Source organism: Bacillus sp. B-jedd, from assembly GCF_000821085.1.
Classification (GTDB): Bacteria; Bacillota; Bacilli; order Bacillales; family Cytobacillaceae; genus Bacillus_D.
The window spans coordinates 189017-208326 of record NZ_CCXR01000001.1; the positions used below are offsets into that span (position 1 = coordinate 189017).

The 19310-nt window shown below is 47.0% G+C and carries 16 protein-coding genes and 1 rRNA gene; 16 read left to right on the forward strand and 1 reads right to left on the reverse strand.

Annotated features, from left to right (window positions below):
* Positions 1-92: 92 nt before the first annotated feature.
* From rrf to BN1002_RS01070, 13 genes are all read left to right on the forward strand, one after another.
* Positions 93-208, forward strand: a 5S ribosomal RNA gene (rrf, locus tag BN1002_RS01010).
* A 192-nt stretch (positions 209-400) separates the two neighbouring features.
* A complete protein-coding gene (locus tag BN1002_RS01015) occupies positions 401-1090 on the forward strand; it encodes a DUF421 domain-containing protein (protein WP_048823178.1) in 690 nt (229 codons plus the stop codon).
* An 85-nt stretch (positions 1091-1175) separates the two neighbouring features.
* Positions 1176-1358, forward strand: coding sequence for an NETI motif-containing protein (locus BN1002_RS01020; protein WP_048823179.1), 183 nt, complete (start codon positions 1176-1178; stop codon positions 1356-1358).
* A 153-nt stretch (positions 1359-1511) separates the two neighbouring features.
* Entirely contained in the window at positions 1512-2804 is a 1293-nt protein-coding gene (gene purB, locus BN1002_RS01025) for an adenylosuccinate lyase (protein WP_048823181.1), read from the forward strand.
* Positions 2805-3015: 211 nt separating this feature from the next.
* Positions 3016-4755 carry an adenine deaminase C-terminal domain-containing protein gene (locus BN1002_RS01030; RefSeq protein ID WP_048823182.1) on the forward strand — a complete coding sequence of 580 codons (1740 nt, stop codon included), beginning with the start codon at positions 3016-3018 and terminating at the stop codon, positions 4753-4755.
* A gap of 55 nt (positions 4756-4810) precedes the next feature.
* A complete protein-coding gene (locus BN1002_RS01035; RefSeq protein WP_048823183.1) occupies positions 4811-5854 on the forward strand; it encodes a DUF3048 domain-containing protein in 1044 nt (347 codons plus the stop codon).
* A gap of 77 nt (positions 5855-5931) precedes the next feature.
* Positions 5932-6246 (forward strand): YerC/YecD family TrpR-related protein, encoded by a 315-nt coding sequence (locus BN1002_RS01040; RefSeq protein ID WP_048823184.1) that lies wholly within the window; start codon positions 5932-5934, stop codon positions 6244-6246.
* A 152-nt stretch (positions 6247-6398) separates the two neighbouring features.
* Positions 6399-7091, forward strand: a complete 693-nt coding sequence (locus BN1002_RS01045) for a heptaprenylglyceryl phosphate synthase (protein WP_048823185.1) — start codon at positions 6399-6401, stop codon at positions 7089-7091.
* Between the two features lie 67 nt (positions 7092-7158).
* Positions 7159-9417, forward strand: coding sequence for a DNA helicase PcrA (gene pcrA / locus BN1002_RS01050; protein WP_048823186.1), 2259 nt, complete (start codon positions 7159-7161; stop codon positions 9415-9417).
* 316 nt (positions 9418-9733) lie between these two features.
* Entirely contained in the window at positions 9734-11737 is a 2004-nt protein-coding gene (gene ligA / locus BN1002_RS01055; RefSeq protein ID WP_048823187.1) for an NAD-dependent DNA ligase LigA, read from the forward strand.
* A gap of 17 nt (positions 11738-11754) precedes the next feature.
* Entirely contained in the window at positions 11755-12918 is a 1164-nt protein-coding gene (locus tag BN1002_RS01060; RefSeq protein WP_048823189.1) for a CamS family sex pheromone protein, read from the forward strand.
* A gap of 135 nt (positions 12919-13053) precedes the next feature.
* Complete coding sequence (locus BN1002_RS01065; RefSeq protein WP_048823191.1) at positions 13054-13500, forward strand: YueI family protein; 447 nt, start codon at positions 13054-13056, stop codon at positions 13498-13500.
* Between the two features lie 166 nt (positions 13501-13666).
* A complete protein-coding gene (locus tag BN1002_RS01070) occupies positions 13667-14491 on the forward strand; it encodes a VanW family protein (protein ID WP_048823193.1) in 825 nt (274 codons plus the stop codon).
* Positions 14492-15113: 622 nt separating this feature from the next.
* On the opposite strand, the gene BN1002_RS24430 is transcribed toward BN1002_RS01070, so the two are convergent.
* Positions 15114-15437, reverse strand: a complete 324-nt coding sequence (locus tag BN1002_RS24430) for a nuclease-related domain-containing protein (RefSeq protein ID WP_442853405.1) — start codon at positions 15435-15437, stop codon at positions 15114-15116.
* Positions 15438-15927: 490 nt separating this feature from the next.
* Here BN1002_RS24430 and gatC point away from each other — a divergent pair, with 490 nt between their 5' ends.
* The 3 genes from gatC to gatB are packed head-to-tail and all read left to right on the forward strand — an operon-like array spanning position 15928 to position 19121.
* Entirely contained in the window at positions 15928-16221 is a 294-nt protein-coding gene (gatC, locus tag BN1002_RS01085; protein ID WP_048823197.1) for an Asp-tRNA(Asn)/Glu-tRNA(Gln) amidotransferase subunit GatC, read from the forward strand.
* 11 nt (positions 16222-16232) lie between these two features.
* Positions 16233-17678 carry an Asp-tRNA(Asn)/Glu-tRNA(Gln) amidotransferase subunit GatA gene (gene gatA / locus BN1002_RS01090; RefSeq protein WP_048823198.1) on the forward strand — a complete coding sequence of 482 codons (1446 nt, stop codon included), beginning with the start codon at positions 16233-16235 and terminating at the stop codon, positions 17676-17678.
* A gap of 15 nt (positions 17679-17693) precedes the next feature.
* Entirely contained in the window at positions 17694-19121 is a 1428-nt protein-coding gene (gene gatB, locus BN1002_RS01095) for an Asp-tRNA(Asn)/Glu-tRNA(Gln) amidotransferase subunit GatB (RefSeq protein WP_048823199.1), read from the forward strand.
* Positions 19122-19310 lie beyond the last annotated feature (189 nt).

Below are 19310 nucleotides of genomic sequence, written 5' to 3' on the forward strand. Positions count from 1 at the left end.
AGGAGCTGCAGCTAGACATTCAAAATGATCATTCGTTCTTCAAACTTCTTCTAATTATCCAGTTTTGAGGGAATGAACCTCAAACCAAATAGTCTGGCAGTTATGGCGAGAAGGCCACACCCGTTCCCATCCCGAACACGGAAGTTAAGCTTCTCAGCGCCGATGGTAGTTGGGGCCTTGCCCCTGTGAGAGTAGGACGCTGCCGGGCCACTCGAAGGCAACCCGAAAGGGTTGTCTTTTTTGGTGTTTAAAAAACCTTTTAAACAATCCCCAACGCAATTTGTTGAATCCATCTTTATTTCGCCTCTCGAATAAAGTGCTGGAATCGTTCCCCTGCTTCACTTGCAGGATTTTGGGTATATGGTTTAGGACGAGAGAGAGAGGGAGGAGGGGTTTTATTATGTTTGGTTTGATTGCGTTGAAGTTGGGGGTTGGCTTTTTTGCGTTGGTGGTGGTGACGAGACTTCTTGGGAAGAAGGAGATGTCTCAGCTGACTCCTTATGATTTTGTGTTTGCTATTTTATTGGGCGGGATTATTGAAGAATCCATTTATGATGATAAGGTTAATATTTGGCATGTTTTGTTTGCAGTCGCTTTATGGGGATTAATAAGTTATGTAGTTGAGAAACTGGCAGAGCGGTTTGAATGGATTCGTTTGCCTCTTAAAGGCAAGGTCTCTATTTTAATAGATGACGGAAAAATAAATCACAAAGAAATGAAAAAAAATCAGTTGGAAATGGAGCAGCTCCGCGCGCTGCTTAGAATAGAAGGAATTTTCTCATTGAATGATGTTAGATATGTTTTCATGGAAACTGGGGGACAAATAAGCGTGATGAAGAAGGTTTCGGCTGATACTGTCACTCCTGCGATGCTGAATATAGAGCCTAAGGAAGTCGATCCTTCCCTGTTGCTAGTCGATGAAGGGGAAATAAAAGAAGATGAATTGAAGAAAACAGGTAAGGACAAACAGTGGCTAAAGGAAGAGCTGCAAAAAGAAGGATCTGAAAAAATAGAGGACATTTATTATGCGGAATGGTCGCCGCAAGAGGGGTTCTTTATCAGACATTATCCGAAGTCCGATATTAACTAATTGTTATTAGGAGGATGTGCAGGTCTAAAACGGCCGCTCATCCTCGTTTTTGGTTATACTAAGGAATGAAGAAAGGGGATTGGCGATGGGAAAGAAAATACGCTTTGAAGTAATGGATAATGAAAGCATTGATGAATGTCTGGAAAGAATGAAAAAAGAGGGCTATACTCCAGTCAGAAGAATTGAAAAACCGATATTTAAAGAGGAAGGGACCGAAATTATCCCAGTTGGCCGCCAAATTATTTTTGAAGCAAAACCTATACTGTAACCCGAAAAGACGAACGATAAACTCTGCTGGTTTTTGAATGTTCGTCAATTGGTTTGACATATAATATTTAAGGCTGTTAAGATGTAAGTGAATTGCCCTGATTGGGGGCTATACATACAAGTTATCCAAAAATAATGCAACGGGGGCTTCTGAATGATAGACCGCTATACGAGACCGGAAATGGGAAGTATTTGGGGAGAAACAAATCGTTTTAACGCTTGGCTTGAGGTGGAAATCCTTGCTTGTGAGGCTTGGGCGGAATTGGGTGATATCCCTCTTGAGGATGTTCGGAAGATACGGGAAAATGCTCGCTTTGATGTAGACCGGATTAAAGAAATTGAAGAAGAAACAAGACATGATGTTGTTGCCTTTACACGAGCGGTTTCCGAAACTCTTGGAGACGAGAAAAAATGGGTCCATTACGGACTCACCTCGACTGATGTTGTCGATACGGCCCTTTCTTATTTATTGAAGCAGGCGAACGAAATTATCAGGGCGGACATCGAAAGGTTTATAGCTATTTTAAAAGAAAAGGCTCAGGAACATAAATATACCGTCATGATGGGCAGGACGCATGGAGTCCATGCCGAGCCGACCACCTTTGGGTTGAAGCTTGCCCTCTGGCACGAAGAGATGAAGCGCAATCTTGCCCGTTTTAATGAAGCTGCAAAAGGGGTAGAGGCGGGGAAGATATCTGGCGCAGTTGGCACATATGCGAATATTGATCCTTTTGTAGAGAAATATGTATGTGAAAGGCTTGGCCTTGAAGCAGCTCCCATATCAACGCAGACCCTCCAGCGGGATAGGCATGCGAATTATATGTCTGTTATTGCCTTGATTGCCACATCGATTGAGAAATTTGCTGTGGAAGTGCGCGGACTGCAAAAAAGTGAAACACGGGAAGTCGAGGAGTTTTTTGCAAAAGGGCAAAAAGGCTCTTCTGCGATGCCGCATAAGCGCAATCCGATTGGTTCCGAAAATATGACCGGGCTCGCCAGGGTCATACGCGGACATATGCTGACGGCATATGAAAATGTACCACTCTGGCATGAACGCGATATTTCCCACTCTTCCGCTGAACGGATTATTCTCCCGGATGCGACTATTCTTCTGAACTATATGCTCAACCGTTTTGGGAACATCGTTAAAAACCTGACAGTTTACCCTGAAAATATGAAACGCAATATGGACAGGACACATGGCCTCATTTATTCCCAACGAGTCCTCTTGGCGTTGATTGAAAAAGGGTTTTCTCGTGAGGAGGCATATGATACGGTTCAGCCAAGGGCGATGGAGGCTTGGGAAAAACAAATCCCTTTCCGGAGCTTACTGGACCAGGATGAAAAGATCACCAGCAATCTTTCGCCTGAAGAACTCGATGATTGCTTTGACTATAGCTACCATCTTCAGCATGTTGACACCATTTTTAAAAGACTCGGCCTATAGGCAAAAGAGCATCCATTCCAGCCGTAGTGGATGCTCTTTTATGCAGTAAGTCGCTTTTTCTCTATTTGCTCATTTATTCACAAATTTATCATTTGATTTTAAAATTCTCTGCAACTTGAAAGCTAATATTGTGTTAAACTATCATGTAAGGGCTTTCTTTATAGTGAAACTTCTGAAAATTTATATAGATATTCTGGGAGAGTGAAAAGCGATGGAACAGCGCTATCGGTGGAAGAACAAGCATTTGCGCGAACATATTGATGTTTTGGACGGCAAGCTTGCCCCGACTATTCTTTTGAAAAATGCTACTTACCTTAACCAGACGTTCCGCAGCTGGATGAAGGCGAATATATGGATTTATGATGACAGGATTGTATATGTAGGGGAAAAAATGCCGTCCAATCTTGTGAACTGCGACACAATAGATTGTACGGACCAGTATATCGTCCCAGGGTACATAGAACCCCACGCTCATCCTTTCCAATTATACAATCCTCATTCATTTGCTGCCTATGCTTCCAGCAGGGGTACAACGACGATCATTAATGATAATATGTCGCTTGTCTTACATTTGAATAAAAAACGGGCTTTTTTGCTGATGAAGGATTTGCGGAGTATTCCGGCAACCATGTATTGGTGGTGCAGGTTCGATCCTCAGACGGAAATCCTGAATGAGGAAGAGGTTTTTTCCCATAACCAAATTAAATCATGGCTCGAACATGATGCTGTCCTTCAGGGAGGGGAGCTGACGGGCTGGCCAAAGCTGCTCGCAGGCGATGACATGATGCTTCACTGGATTCAAGAGGCAAAGCGGATGAGGAAGCAGATAGAAGGCCATTTCCCGGGTGCTTCGGAAAAAACTCTCGCGAAAATGATGCTGCTCGGTGCTGACTGTGACCATGAAGCAATGACGGGGGAGGAAGTTTACGACCGATTAATGCAGGGATACACCGTTTCGCTGCGCCATTCATCCATCCGGCCGGACCTTCCACGTCTGCTTGATGATATGAAACGGCTTGGCATCACAGCTTACGACAATCTCATTTTTACCACTGACGGTTCCTCTTCCGGGTTTTACCATGAGGGAGTCATCGACCAGATGATTAAAATAGCGATTGAAAAAGGCATCCCGGTCATCGACGCATATAATATGGCGACGATCAATCCGGCGAAATACTACAATTTTGCCCATATCCATGGGAAAATCGCCACAGGCAGAATCGCCAATCTCAATTTCCTGACAAGTATGGAAGACCCTTGCCCGGTATCGGTCTTGGCAAAAGGGAAGTGGGTGAAGCGGGATGGAGCCAACATTAATTCCTTCCCGGAACTGGATTGGAAGGAGTATGGACTTGAACCGCTGAAGCTTGATTGGGAACTGACGGAGGATGATTTGCAATTTTCCATGCCGTTTGGCATTCAAATGGAAAATGCGGTTATAACGAAGCCTTATTCCATTTCAATAGAAGTCTCAAGGGACCAGTTGTCGGACAGCCATGATGAGTGTTTCTTCATGCTCATTGACCGGAACGGAAAGTGGCGCGTGAATACACTTTTAAAAGGCTTTGCGAATAAGCTTCAGGGCATGGCCAGTTCATTCTCCAATACCGGGGATATTATCCTGATTGGCAAAAACAAAGCTGATATTCTTCATGCATTCAATCGGATGAAGGAGATTGGCGGGGGAATCGTTGTTTCCGAAGGGGAGGAAGCAATCTGTGAAATCCCGCTTAGATTGGGTGGGCTGATGACGGAGCTGCCACTGGAGGAATTGATGGAAACGGAACGCAGATTGCAGGATGTATTGCGCGAGCGGGGTTATGTCTACTCCGATCCTGTTTATAGCCTGTTGTTCTTTTCTTCAACCCATCTGCCGTATATACGGATAACGCAGCAGGGAATGTATGATGTCATGAATAAAATGGTACTCTTTCCGTCAATAATGCGTTAAAATAGTAAAGTAAAGAGATAAAGTAGAGAGACAGATGTTTAAACGGGGTGCGAGGATGAGAAAATTAGCTTTGGCCGCGGCGGCCGTGCTGCTGCTTCTATCAGCATGCAGTGATAAAGGCGCCCAAAAACCCGCCGTTGAAGACAGCGGTAAAAAAGCTACGGCAGCGAAAAAAGAAACTGAACTGCCTTTTGCGTATCCGCTTACAGGGATTGGTTCGCAAACACCGACAGGAGGAAGGGCTTTTGCGGTGATGGTCAATAATCACCCGAAGGCCAGGCCGCAATCAGGCTTGAACAAAGCAGATATCGTCTATGAATTGCTTGCCGAAGGGGATATTACCAGGTTCCTGGCCGTTTTTCAAAGTGAAAAGCCCGAGAAAGTCGGCCCGGTCCGGAGTGCGCGCGATTATTATATCGATCTTGCCAAAGGGCTGGACAGCGTTTTTATCGCCCATGGATATAGCGAGGAAGCAAAGGAAATGCTTACACAAGGATATATTGATCATCTGAATGGAATGACTTATGATGGAACCTTGTTTAAGCGGGCGAGCTTCAGGCAGGCGCCTCACAATTCGTATATCACGCATGAGAATATGGTGAAAGGCTCGGAAATGAATGATTTTGATTTGAGCCTGACCCCGCCGAACTTTAAATTCCTTAGTGAAAAAGAAGAGGGAAGCATCGAGGGACTTGATGCCCCGTCAGTCAAAGTTTCGTATTTCTCGAATGACACCTTCACCTCGGTTTACCAATACGATTCTGAGAAAGGCAAGTATAAACGTTATTCGAATGGCGAGCTGACTTCCGACCTGGAATCGGGGGAGCCGGTGCTGCTCGATAATATTTTCATTGCCGAAATGGACCATAAGGCTGCCGGTCCGGGCGGTCTCCGTGATATTGATCTGAAGAGCGGGGGCAAAGGCCTGCTTTTGCAAAAAGGCAAAGTGATCGAAGTGTCCTGGCTGAACGATAATGGGCGGATTGTTCCTGTGATTGATGGAAACGAAGCGCGTCTTGTCCGCGGCAAGACATGGGTGAATATTGTTCCATCAAATCCAGGCATCGACAATGTGGTCACATTTGAAGGAAATGAATAAAGTAAATCTTCCCGCAGTAGGGGCATATTGCCCGTTAAGAGTGGGAAAAATTGTCTAACATAAAGGGGTTGGATAGAATGCAAATCAATAAGCTAAGAGGGAAAGAGCTTGACCAGTTGTTTGAATCAATCCTTACACTAAAGGATCTCGAGGAATGCTATCGTTTTTTCGATGATTTATGCACAGTGAATGAAATCCAGTCGCTTTCCCAGCGGCTAGAGGTCGCAAGGATGCTCCGCGAAGGGAAAACGTATCATAAGATTGAAGCAGAAACAGGCGCGAGCACAGCGACGATTTCCAGGGTGAAGCGATGCCTGAACTACGGGAATGATGCTTACGAGCTGGTCCTTGATCGGCTGAAGGAACCGGTTGTGACGAATACAGAAGAGTGATTGCGAAAAAGCCGGGCCCAGCACCCGGCTTTTCTTATTGTCTCGAACAATCTGGGTACTTTTTCTATCCGGCTTTTCCTTGTTTTGTTTTTGTATCGTTTTGCCAGGTGCTATAATGGACTAATGGAATAGTGAATGGAGGATTTTTTTGTATGTATGATTTTCGCGAGTGGCGCCATGTGTTCAAGCTCGACCCCGATAAGGATATATCCGATTCTGCTTTAGAGGCGATTTGTGAATCCGGAACGGATGCGGTCATCGTCGGCGGAACAGACGGGGTGACACTGGAAAAGGTCCTTGATTTGATGGCAAGGATCCGCCGCTTTACGGTTCCATGCGTCCTGGAGGTTTCCAATCTTGAATCGGTGACGCCGGGTTTTGATCTTTATTTTGTCCCGTCCATCCTGAACAGCCGCGACCCGAAATGGATTAAAGGCCTTCATTTTGAAGCGGTCAGAGAGTACGGGGATATTATCGATTGGGAAGAATTCGCGATGGAGGCATATGTCATCCTTAACAAGGATTGCAAAGCAGCCCAACTCACACAGGCAACAATTGAATTATCGGCGGAAGACGTTCGTGCCTACGCAATGATGGCTGAAAAAATGTTCGGAATGCCGATTTTCTATCTTGAATATAGTGGCAGGTATGGAAACCCGGAAATGGCTGCCGCTGCCAAAAGTGGCCTTGATAAAGCGGTTCTGTTCTACGGAGGGGGCATTGCCTCGAAGGAGCAGGCGGAGGAAATGGCCCTCCATGCGGATGTCATCGTTGTCGGAAATATCATTTATGAAAACCTCGGCAATGCGCTTGATACGGTCAAGGCGGTAAAAACAAAAAACTAGCTGCAATTTATACTTAGAGAGCTTACAATATAACTAGAACATACGTTTGTATATGGTGGTGGAGAAGATGCAATATTTAAAAGATAAACTGTTGGGTGGTCTTAATCCCGAGCAGCAGGCGGCAGTCAAAGCGACGGATGGCCCGCTCCTGATCATGGCCGGGGCCGGAAGCGGCAAGACTCGGGTGCTGACACATAGGATTGGCTATCTGATGCTAGAAAAAGAAGTCAATCCTTACAACATCCTTGCGATTACCTTTACGAATAAAGCAGCCCGCGAGATGAAAGACAGAATTGGCAGGATGATGGGCGGCGTGGCCGAGCAAATCTGGATTTCGACATTCCACTCAATGTGTGTGCGGATTTTGCGCAGGGATATTGACCGGATTGGCTTTAACCGGAATTTTACGATTCTTGACACGACCGATCAGCAATCTGTTATTAAAGGCATCCTGAAAGATCTGAATATGGATCCGAAAAAGTTTGATCCGAGGATGATTCTTGGTTCGATTTCTTCCGCGAAGAACGAGCTGATTCCTCCGGAGGAATATGAAAACACAGCCGGTAGTTATTTTGAGCAGCAGATTGCCAATGTCTACAAGGAATACCAGAAACGGCTCCGCAGGAACCAGGCCCTCGACTTTGATGATTTAATCATGATGACCATCAATCTCTTCAAACAAGTCCCAGACGTGCTTGAATATTATCAGCGCAAATTCCAGTATATCCATGTCGATGAGTACCAGGACACGAACAGGGCCCAGTATATGCTGGTCAAAATGCTTGCCTCCAGGTTCAGGAATCTTTGCGTTGTCGGCGATTCCGATCAGTCGATTTATAAATGGCGCGGCGCCGATATCGCCAATATCCTTTCCTTCGAAAAAGACTATCCGAACGCGAAGGTTATTTTACTCGAGCAAAACTACCGTTCAACGAAACGGATTCTTTTGGCGGCAAACGAAGTCATCGCGAAAAACCTTAACCGGAAACCGAAAAATCTCTGGACCGAGAACCCCGAGGGCAACAAACTCGTCTATTATAGGGCGGACAGCGAGCAAGGGGAAGCCCAGTTCGTGGCCGGCAAAATCAAGGAACTGATTGACTCGGGAGACTACAGTGCATCCGACATCGCCATCCTTTACAGGACGAACGCGCAATCGCGGGTCATGGAGGAAGTTTTGCTGAAATCCATTATTGATTACCAAATTGTCGGCGGCATCAAGTTCTATGACAGGAAGGAAATCAAGGATATCCTTGCCTATCTGAGGCTTATTTCCAATCCGGACGATGATATCAGCCTCCAACGCGTTATAAATGTGCCGAAAAGGGCGATTGGGCAAACCTCTGTTGATAAGATTGCAGCATTTGCCAATCTTCATGAATTGACTTTCTACCAGGCGCTGGAGTCGGTCGAACTTATAGGGCTCAGCCCGAAAACGGCCAAGGCGGCCGCGGAATTCCGCGATTTAATCGCAAATTATACAAGGATGCAGGAATTCTTGTCCGTCACGGAAATTGTTGAGGATTTATTGGACAAATCCGGCTATATGGATATGCTCGAAGCGGAGAAGTCACTCGAAGCGCAAAGCCGGATTGAAAACCTTGAGGAATTACTTTCTGTGACAAAAAACTTTGAAGAAACTAGCGAGGATAAAACGCTCGTCGCGTTCCTGACCGATCTCGCGCTCGTTGCCGATATCGATTCGATGAATGATGAACCGGAGAAAACGGAAAAAGTAACTTTAATGACCCTGCACTCCGCAAAGGGGCTTGAATTCCCGGTTGTCTTCCTGATCGGCCTTGAAGAAGGTGTTTTCCCGCACAACCGCTCCCTCGTCGATGAAGGCGAAATGGAGGAAGAACGCCGCCTTGCCTACGTCGGCATCACAAGGGCGGAGCAGTATTTGTTTATCACAAACGCCCAGATGAGGACCCTGTTTGGTCGTACGAACATGAACCCGGCTTCCCGGTTTATCAGGGAAATCCCTGCCGACCTTCTGGAAGAGGTAAAGCCTGAAGTAAGGAGATTTGGATCATCAACTCCGTTCGGTTCTTCAGCTGGGATGTCTGGAAACCTCGGAAGCAGCCGAACATTCGGCGCCCCGAGCCAGCCGGTGACGAAAAAACCGGTGACGCGCCCAACTGCTTCAGGGGGAGAATCGCTCGGCTGGCGTGCAGGAGATAAAGCCGAGCACGGAAAATGGGGTATAGGAACCGTTGTCGGGGTAAAAGGGGAAGGCGAAGGAATGGAGCTCGACATCGCTTTTCCAAGCCCGGTCGGCATCAAACGCCTCCTGGCAAAATTCGCCCCGATCAAAAAAGTTTAAAACTTTCTTGTTAGAAAAAAGGTTGGTTTACTGAAGCTAAATTAAATATATGGGTTGAAGTTAATGGGACAATCAAATTTAAAAAGCTAGTTGATTGAAACGGAAGGCACGTAGACTCCTATGGGATGCAGCGGCAAGTGGAGACCCCGCAGGAGCAACGCGAAGAGGAGGCTCCACTGACGCCCCATGGAAAGCGAAGTGCCTGGAGTGTAAATCAACTATATAAGTTCAGATTAATAAGACAATAAATTTAAAAATCTTGTTGATTGAACGGCAATCAAATCAATGATATTTTTGCGAAAAGAGGGATAGATGGATGGACCTGCAAACAGCCGAATCAAAAATCAGGGAGCTGCAGACCCTGCTTCATCAATATGGATACGAGTATTATGTACTTGATAAACCGTCTGTCCCCGATGCGGAATATGATCGTCTTCTTCGTGAATTGATTGAACTGGAAGAAAAATTTCCACAGTTCAAGACTCCGGACTCCCCAACAGTGAGGGTAGGCGGAGCCATTCTTGACATGTTTGAAAAGGTCAGACATAAAAGCCCGATGCTCAGCCTTGCCAATGCCTTCAATGAAGACGACCTGCGCGATTTTGACAGACGCGTTAAGCAGGGGGCGGGTGGTCCTGTCCAGTATGTATGCGAATTGAAGATTGACGGCCTGGCCGTCTCGCTTACATATGGGGATGGGCGTTTCGTACTAGGCGCGACTCGCGGTGATGGAACGATCGGTGAGGATATTACAGCGAACTTAAGAACCATCAAGTCAATTCCGCTCAGGCTGAGGGAGAATGTTTCACTTGAAGTGCGCGGCGAGGCGTTCATGCCGAAACGGTCATTTGAAAAGCTCAATAAGCTAAAGGATGAACGCGGCGAAGAGCCGTTTGCGAATCCGCGGAACGCTGCTGCCGGCTCACTCCGCCAGCTGGACACGAGCATTGCCGCTTCAAGGAAACTCGATATTTTCCTTTACGGGTTGGGGAATGCCGAGGAGCTTGGTGTTGAGTCCCACAGCGAGGCATTGGATTATTTGGATAGGCTAGGCTTTAAAACAAATAAGGAACGCCACAAATGCGCTTCCATCGAAGAAGTCATCGACTATGTGAACGGCTGGGTCGAACGGAGGCCGAACCTTGATTATGATATCGACGGAATTGTCGTAAAAGTGGATTCGCTTGAAGAGCAGGAACAACTCGGAACGACAGCGAAAAGCCCCCGCTGGGCGATAGCCTTTAAATTCCCGGCGGAGGAAGTCGTCACTACCCTTTTGGATATCGAGCTGAGTGTCGGGCGTACAGGTGTGGTGACGCCGACTGCTATCCTCGAGCCTGTCCGGGTTGCCGGAACGACAGTCCAACGGGCATCCCTCCACAATGAAGATTTAATCAGGGAGAAGGATTTGAAGATTGGGGACAAGGTAGTTGTCAAAAAAGCAGGGGACATCATTCCAGAGGTTGTCAACGTCCTTCCCGAGCAGCGTACGGGGAATGAAAAAGACTTCAGTATGCCTGAATTTTGCCCGGAGTGCGGGAGTGACCTTGTCAGGCTTGATGGGGAAGTGGCGCTTAGGTGCCTGAATCCGAAGTGCCCGGCGCAAATCCGCGAAGGCCTGATTCATTTCGTTTCCAGGAATGCGATGAACATTGACGGCCTCGGTGAAAAAGTTATTGCTCAATTGTTCGCTAATAAGCTTGTGGAAGATGTAGCAGATCTTTATAAGCTTACTGCTGAAGAGCTGCTCGCACTTGAGCGGATGGGTGAAAAGAGTGTTAGCAATTTGCTGTCTGCGATTGAAAAGTCCAAGGAGAATTCACTGGAACGGCTCTTGTTCGGGCTTGGCATCCGCCATGTAGGCGAAAAAGCGGCAAAGACTCTTGCCCAGGAATTCGAAACGATGGACAGGCTGGCCGTGGCAACCGAAGAGGAATTAATGGCGATTAACGAAGTCGGGGAGAAAATGGCCAGCTCGATTGCCACTTTCTTTGACCAGGAAGAAGTCGGGGAGCTCATCCAGGAATTGAAGGATGCCGGGCTGAACATGGAATACAAGGGGCCGAGAAGGTCCGCGGCAGCTGCGGCCGATTCAATTTTTGCTGGTAAAACGGTTGTCCTGACTGGCAAAATGGAAAGGCTGTCCCGGAACGAAGCGAAAGAGAAGCTTGAGGCGCTTGGGGCGAATGTCGCCGGCAGTGTCAGCAAAAAGACAGATATCGTCATTGCTGGTGAAGATGCGGGTTCCAAGCTTACGAAAGCGCAGGAGCTGGGCATTGAAATATGGGATGAAGAGAAGCTGCTTGAGGAAATCGAATAATAAGAGGTGCAGGAAACGTGAGAAAGCTAACAATCGCGCTTCTTTCCTTATCCCTGCTGCTTGGCGCCTGCGCGCCGAACTTTCAGAAGCAGGAGGAGTTCGTTGATCGGACGACTAAAACTAAGGAAAAGGCGATTATACCGAAATACCAAATTTCAGATAAATATTATCGGACGGTCCTGCCATTTGTACCGAGTGAGGCGCGTGGGCAAACAGTCAACAATTTGAACACCCGCTATGATATCAATGAGTTCGAAATGGGTCTGATGCGAATTGCCCAGCACACATTCGATCCTGATAAGTATATGTTCCGGGAAGGACAGGTCCTGAAAAAGTCAACCGTCCAGTCATGGCTGAACCGCAAGTATACGAAAAAGCAGCTGGCGGAGAAAAAGATGGAAGACGACCAAAATGTCGGGCTGAATCCAATGGATGAGGAAATCGGCGATATCGAGGCGAGGAATGAAAAGAGTCCAATCTATTTGGCCCATATTCTGGAGCAGGATTACTTGGTCAAGGGAGAAAAGGACAATTATAAACTGGCCGGTGTCGCAATTGGCCTGGCGCTCAATTCACATCACTACTATCGGAAAGTGCAGTACGGCGATATCTATCAGGTGAAAATAGAGCGGAAAGTTCTTGAAGCTGAAGGGAAAAAGATGGCCCAGGAGGTGCTCAAGCGACTTAGGTCGATGGATGAACTAAGGAATGTCCCAATCACCATTGGACTATTCGAGCAGGAAAGCAACGAATCCGTCGTCCCAGGAACCTTTTTCACTTACACGACGTCAAAGCAGGGAGCCAATATTGATACGTGGGAAAAGGTAAATGAAAAGTACTATTTGTTCCCGTCAAAAGAGGCTAAGGATAAATATCGTGAAGATGTGGTCGCCTTTGATAATTTTAAGCAGGACGTTGAGGAATTCTTCCCAAATTTCAACGGAGTTGTCGGCAGGGCCCATTATATTGAGGGCCAGTTGAAGGAACTGAACATCCAGATTCCAATACAATTTTATGGAAAAGCGGAGGGGATAGGCTTCACCCAATATGTAACCGGGCTTGTCATGGAGCATTTCCCTAAATATATCTCTGTTTCAGTCAGCATTACCTCCGTTAATGGACCAGAAGCACTCATCGTACGCAAGGCGGACCAGGACGAACCATTTGTCCATATATATTAATGATTAAGAAGCGGCCTGTGATTCTGCAGGCTGCTTGTATTTTATTTCGAGGGCCAATTTTGCCAAAAGGCTCTTCTGTAACATAGAATAGGGAATACTCATACACAAATAGTAAAGGAAATGGGGGGAAGGAAAATGACGAAACCATCAGTTGATGAGGTGCTTCAGCAGGGGATTCACGGGCAAAAGGAATTAAAGCCGGAAGAAAGGCGGAAGTTCCTTGGCACGATTCGCGAGCGGGTTCTTATCGCCCTGACGAAAAAGCAGGTATACGCGCCAGGCGCCTTTCCTGAAGTGGAACAGCTTATGAAGGAATATCCAGACGCCCATTTATATATGAATGGCCATATGGCGTATGATGAGTTTTCCAAGTACTTGAAGCTAGCGAATGAGCATGGGGGTGAATATACAATCGTAACGAACAAGGAGCATGATTCGGAAATCGGCCTTGTCCTTGCATGCCCCTATGCTGTCGACAAAGAGGAAATTTACATTTCCGAGAAGACTGAATCGCCTGAAGAAACGCCCACTGCGAGCAAGAAAGGCTTTTTTGCGAAACTGGGCGGCTGGCTGAGAAAGTAAGGGACTCCGGCGGAAGCCGGAGTTCTTTTTTAATGGAGGGAGGTCCCTGCCACACTTTAAATATGGCGATTCCGCAACTTCTTTCTTTTTATAAAAATTGGCTCTTTCTTTTTTTGCCAAAACCGTATACGATATGGGTTGAAATATAATAAAGGAGCCAGATGTTATGAACACGGTTGCTTTACGGCCAAAAGAACGTTCCCCGCTCAGAATCCGGGCAGGGAAGACCTATTATACGTGGAAACGGTACGTTGAATGGCTGGCAAACTCCAAAAAATATACAAAGATACGGCAAAGGGTGCTTTTGCCTTATTCGGCATTCAGCCATCAGACACCGCTGCTCCGGCAGCTGCAAGGCGTCGATATGTCCTATCAATACAATAAGATCAAAAATCTGAAGCTTGCGATTGAACACCTGAACGGTGTCATCATCCGTCCAGGCGAAACGTTCTCCTACTGGAAGCTGATCGGCAATCCGACTAGATCCAAAGGATATGTGGAGGGGATGGTGCTCCATTATGGGAAATATACGAAGGGGATTGGCGGCGGACTCTGCCAGCTGTCGAATCTCATATACTGGATGGCCCTCCATACGCCTTTGACTGTGACGGAAAGGCACCGCCACAGCTTCGATGTGTTTCCGGACTCGAACCGGACGCAGCCGTTCGGAAGCGGAGCGACCTGCGCGTACAACTATCTTGATCTTCAGATTAAAAATGAGACAAACGTGCCCTATCAGCTCCATGTCCGCCTGACGGATACCCATCTCGTCGGGGAATTCCGCTCCGAGGAGCCGCAGCTGTATAAGTACACAATCTGCGAAAAGGGCCACAGCATTACGCCTGCCTACTGGGGCGGCTACATCCGCCACAATGAATTATGGCGCAAAGTGTACAACCGGCAGCATAAGCTTGTCGGGGAAGAGTACGTCACGGAAAACAATGCAATCATGATGTATGAGCCGCTCCTTGAGGAGCAGACAGCGAAATAATTGGGAATGCACTCGCCTTTTTGTTTGGGCGGGTGTTTTTATTTTGAAGGTTTGAATTTTATGGAGTAATGGCGGTCTTTCGTGGAGCCAAAGGGAAGTAATCCCATTGAAACCATTAGTCTCCTGGCAATTTGGGTTGAGTGTAATTGGAGTAATGTGCAGCATTCTCTAGTCGTGATGTACGGCTTAACAATAAGTAAAAAATCTTGGATCTTAGTTAGATGGGCATCTTTCGATTTTGTGTAGCAGCTTTTGCAATGCCAACCTGCCTTTTGCCGATTCATCGGCATGCTTCCGCAGTTGGGGCATGTTATACCATTGGGGAAGTCGACAGGTTGGAGTTGGAAGAATTCCATAACTTTTGGAATGTGGGGTGCATGGGCTCTTTTAAGGGTTTTGGCCATCTTAGTGAGGTCTTTTTCGGTAAGAAGTTCTGCTCTATAGCCTTTTGAAAGTTCAGTGACCTTCAGAGGGAGGTTTGCCGCCTTGCCAACATGTCTCGCTGTGTCCCTGTTGTCGCAATTAATAACAGACTGGGAATTACTAATGATTGCAAGATGTTCGAGTGGCAATTGTTTTAGTTTATGGGCTTGCAGCCAGCCCTGTAATTGGCAGCAATGGTTTAATGCCTGAACCAGGGGATTGTCTCCACCCGTAATCGTTTCGTGATAGGAAATGGAGAGCTGTCCTGTATCTCTTTGAAGAAAAGGTCACCGCTCAAGGTCTTTATCTCTACCACGGTTATGAACCGGGTGGTTAGTAGAAGTGTATCGATTTGAAAGTTTAGTTTATTGTGGGTGAGGCATAAATCATGAAGGATGAAGAAGGTTTTGGGATCGAGGAGTTTTGCATAGTAATCAGAGTCTTTTTCTCCTGTGTAGCCTTTACGACGATTTTTTAGGTTGCGAGTTATTTTCGGTATAACTGGGTGGTTTTTAGGCAGCATTCGGAGTAATGCTTCAAGGCATTGAATCCAGATTGGCACTCCACGGGCTTTTATTAGCAAAAAAACATCTCCTTTTAATGAATTTAAATAAATTTTCGCTAAAATTGAATGGAATTCCTCTTATTTTTTGAGAGAAGAAAAATATTCTATTGAAAAAGGACATATTTTTGACAAATACTTACTCTTTTTAGAGATGGATACTTCAATATTGGATTTGTTTTTCCGATAAATGGGTTATTTGTTTCTCAGATCTCTTTTTAGATGATGATTCGATTAATTCTTGAATTATTTGATTAATTTTTCCCTTTATTTGATTAATTTTTGGGGGATTTGATTATATCTAAATATTCAGAAACCCAAAAACCCTCTATTCCCACACTCCCCGCATGAATAACCCCACTTTTCACGCCCAACCACCTCCTTCCATTGCTATGCACAAGAATTTTCTGTTATTATCAATAGTATTATGATTTGTACGGGAGGAATGGGTATGTCGAGGATTTCACTTGATCAGGTGCACCATGTCGCGCATTTGGCGCGCCTGGAAATCAGCGGGGATGAAGCTGAAAAATTCGCCCAGCAGCTTGATGCGATTATCGGGTTTGCTGAACAATTGAACGAGCTGGACACGGAGGGCGTCGAGCCTACTTCGCATGTTTTGCCGATGACGAATGTGCTGAGGGAAGACAAGGCGGGCAAAGGCCTGCCGCGCGAAGAGGTACTGAAGAATGCACCTGACCAGGAAGATGGCTATTTCCGTGTGCCGTCCATTTTAGGCGAATAGGGGGAACATAAGTGAGCTTATTTGAACAGTCACTGACAGATTTACATAAACTTTTGCAAAAGAAAGAAGTATCCTCACGTGATTTAGTTGAGGAGTCTTATAAAAGGATTAATGAAGTGGATGGCACTGTGAAGGCGTTCCTTACATTAGATGAGGAGAACGCCCGCACAAAGGCAAAGGACCATGATGCCAAAGGGCCAGCCACAATTTTATCGGGTATGCCAATCGGGATTAAAGATAATATCGTTACAAAGGGACTGAAAACGACTTGTGCAAGCAAGATCCTTGAGAACTTCGATCCGATTTACAATGCGACCGTCATGGACAAGCTGGAGCAGGCGGGGACTATTACGATTGGAAAGCTGAATATGGACGAGTTCGCGATGGGTTCTTCGAATGAGAACTCGCATTATCAGGTAACCCGGAATCCTTGGGATCTTGACAGGGTACCGGGCGGTTCTTCGGGCGGTTCTGCAGCGGCAGTGGCGGCGGGAGAAGTATTATTCTCGCTTGGCTCCGATACGGGCGGCTCGATTCGCCAGCCGGCCTCTTATTGCGGTGTCGTCGGCATGAAGCCTACATACGGCCGAGTGTCGCGCTTTGGCCTTGTCGCGTTCGCATCGTCGCTCGATCAGATTGGTCCAATCACCAGGAATGTCGAAGATAATGCCCATCTTCTGGGCGCGATTTGCGGTCTGGATCCGATGGATTCGACTTCGGCGAATGTGGAAGTGCCTGAATTTGCAAAAGGATTAACTGGCGAGATGAAAGGCATGCGCATTGGTGTGCCGAAGGAATACTTGGGCGAGGGAGTCGGCGAAGCAGCCAGGAATTCGGTCAAGTCCGCTTTAGAAGTGCTCGAGAAACAGGGTGCTGTGATCGAAGAGGTTTCGCTGCCGCACTCTAAATATGCCCTGGCTGCCTATTATCTGCTATCATCTTCAGAAGCATCTGCGAATCTTGCGCGCTTTGATGGTGTACGTTACGGATACAGGGCGGAAAGTGCCGAAGATCTGATTGATTTGTATAAAAAATCCCGCGCGGAAGGTTTCGGGGATGAAGTGAAACGCCGTATTATGCTTGGGACGTTCGCTCTCAGCTCGGGTTATTATGATGCGTACTATAAAAAGGCGCAGAAGGTTAGGACGCTAATTAAGAAGGACTTTGAGGATGTTTTTGAAAAGTACGACCTTATTGTCGGTCCGACAGCCCCGACTCCTGCTTTCAAAATTGGTGAAAAGGTCGATGACCCGCTGACCATGTATGCGAATGATATCCTGACCATCCCGGTGAACCTTGCCGGTGTTCCGGCTTTGTCCTTGCCGTGCGGCTTTGAAAACGGGCTGCCACTCGGCCTGCAAATCATCGGCAGGCATTTTGATGAAGTGTCGATCTATAAAGCCGCTTATGCATTCGAGCAGGCGACAGACTATCATAAACAGCGGCCGGCGCTATAGGGAGGGAGATGCAAAATGAATTTTGAAACGGTTATTGGACTTGAAGTCCATGTTGAATTAAAGACAGAATCCAAGATTTTTTCCACCAGCCCGAATCACTTTGGCGCAGAGCCGAACTCGAATACATCCGTCATCGACCTTGGCTATCCGGGCGTCCTGCCGGTATTGAACAAAAAAGCGGTCGAGTACGCGATCAAGGCGGCGATGGCGCTGAACTGCGAGATCGCGCCGGTGACGAAGTTCGACCGGAAGAATTATTTTTATCCGGATAACCCGAAGGCCTACCAGATTTCCCAGTTCGATAAGCCGATTGGCGAGAACGGCTGGATTGATATTGAAGTGAATGGCTACAAGAAGCGGATTGGCATCACGAGGCTGCATCTTGAAGAAGACGCCGGCAAACTGAATCACGTGAAGGGCGCATCGCTTGTCGATTATAACCGTCAGGGAACGCCGCTCGTCGAGATTGTTTCCGAGCCGGACATCCGTACTCCGGATGAGGCGTATGCTTACCTTGAGAAGCTCAAGTCAATTATCCTTTATACTGGCGTTTCCGATGTCAAAATGGAAGAAGGCTCGCTCCGCTGTGATGCGAACATCTCCATCCGTCCGGTTGGCCAGGAAGAGTTCGGGACGAAGACTGAATTGAAAAACCTGAACTCGTTCAATTTTGTCCGCAGGGGACTTGAATTTGAGGAAAAGCGCCAGCGCGAGGTCGTCAGTGCCGGTGGGTCAATCCAGCAGGAAACCCGCCGCTATGATGAAGCAACTGGTGAGACGCTGCTCATGCGCGTCAAGGAAGGCTCGGATGACTATCGTTACTTCCCGGAACCAGACTTGCTCGATGTGATAATCGATGAAGAATGGAAGGCACGTATAAGCGCCGAGATTCCGGAATTGCCGGATCAACGCATTGAGCGGTATGTATCCGAATTAGGATTGCCAGAGTATGACGCAAAAGTTCTCACAGCGACGAGGGAAATGGCTGATTTCTTCGAGGCGTCTGTAGCGGCGGGAGTGGATGCGAAACAAGCGTCCAACTGGCTGATGGGCGAGGTTTCCGCCTACTTGAAGGCTGAACAGAAGGAGCTCCATGACACCGGACTCACTCCGGAGAACTTGACCGGCATGATTAAGCTGATTGAGAATGGCACAATCTCTTCAAAAATTGCCAAGACTGTGTTCAGGGAATTGATTGAGCACGGAGGAAACGCTGAGCAAATAGTGAAAGAGAAGGGACTAGTCCAGATTTCGGACGAAGGCGCGCTACTGAAAATCGTCAACGAGACGCTGGATGCCAACCCGCAGTCGATTGAAGACTTTAAAGGCGGCAAAAGCAAAGCGACCGGCTTCCTTGTCGGGCAGATTATGAAAGCGACCAAGGGGCAGGCGAATCCGCAACTGGTGAATAAAATCCTGGCTGAGGAAATCAGGAAGAGGTAAGGATTGGTTTTTAAAGTTTGAAGTTTAAAACAGCCGGCAGGGAGTTCCTGTCCGGCTTTTTTTATGGAATTGTCGAAAAGCGGAAGTAAAATGGCGTCAGTGTTCGCCATCTTTTTTAGCGGTATAGTCGCGAAATGCCATGTGAGATGGGAGAGTGGCGAAGTTCAATCAAACGTTTGATTGAAAACG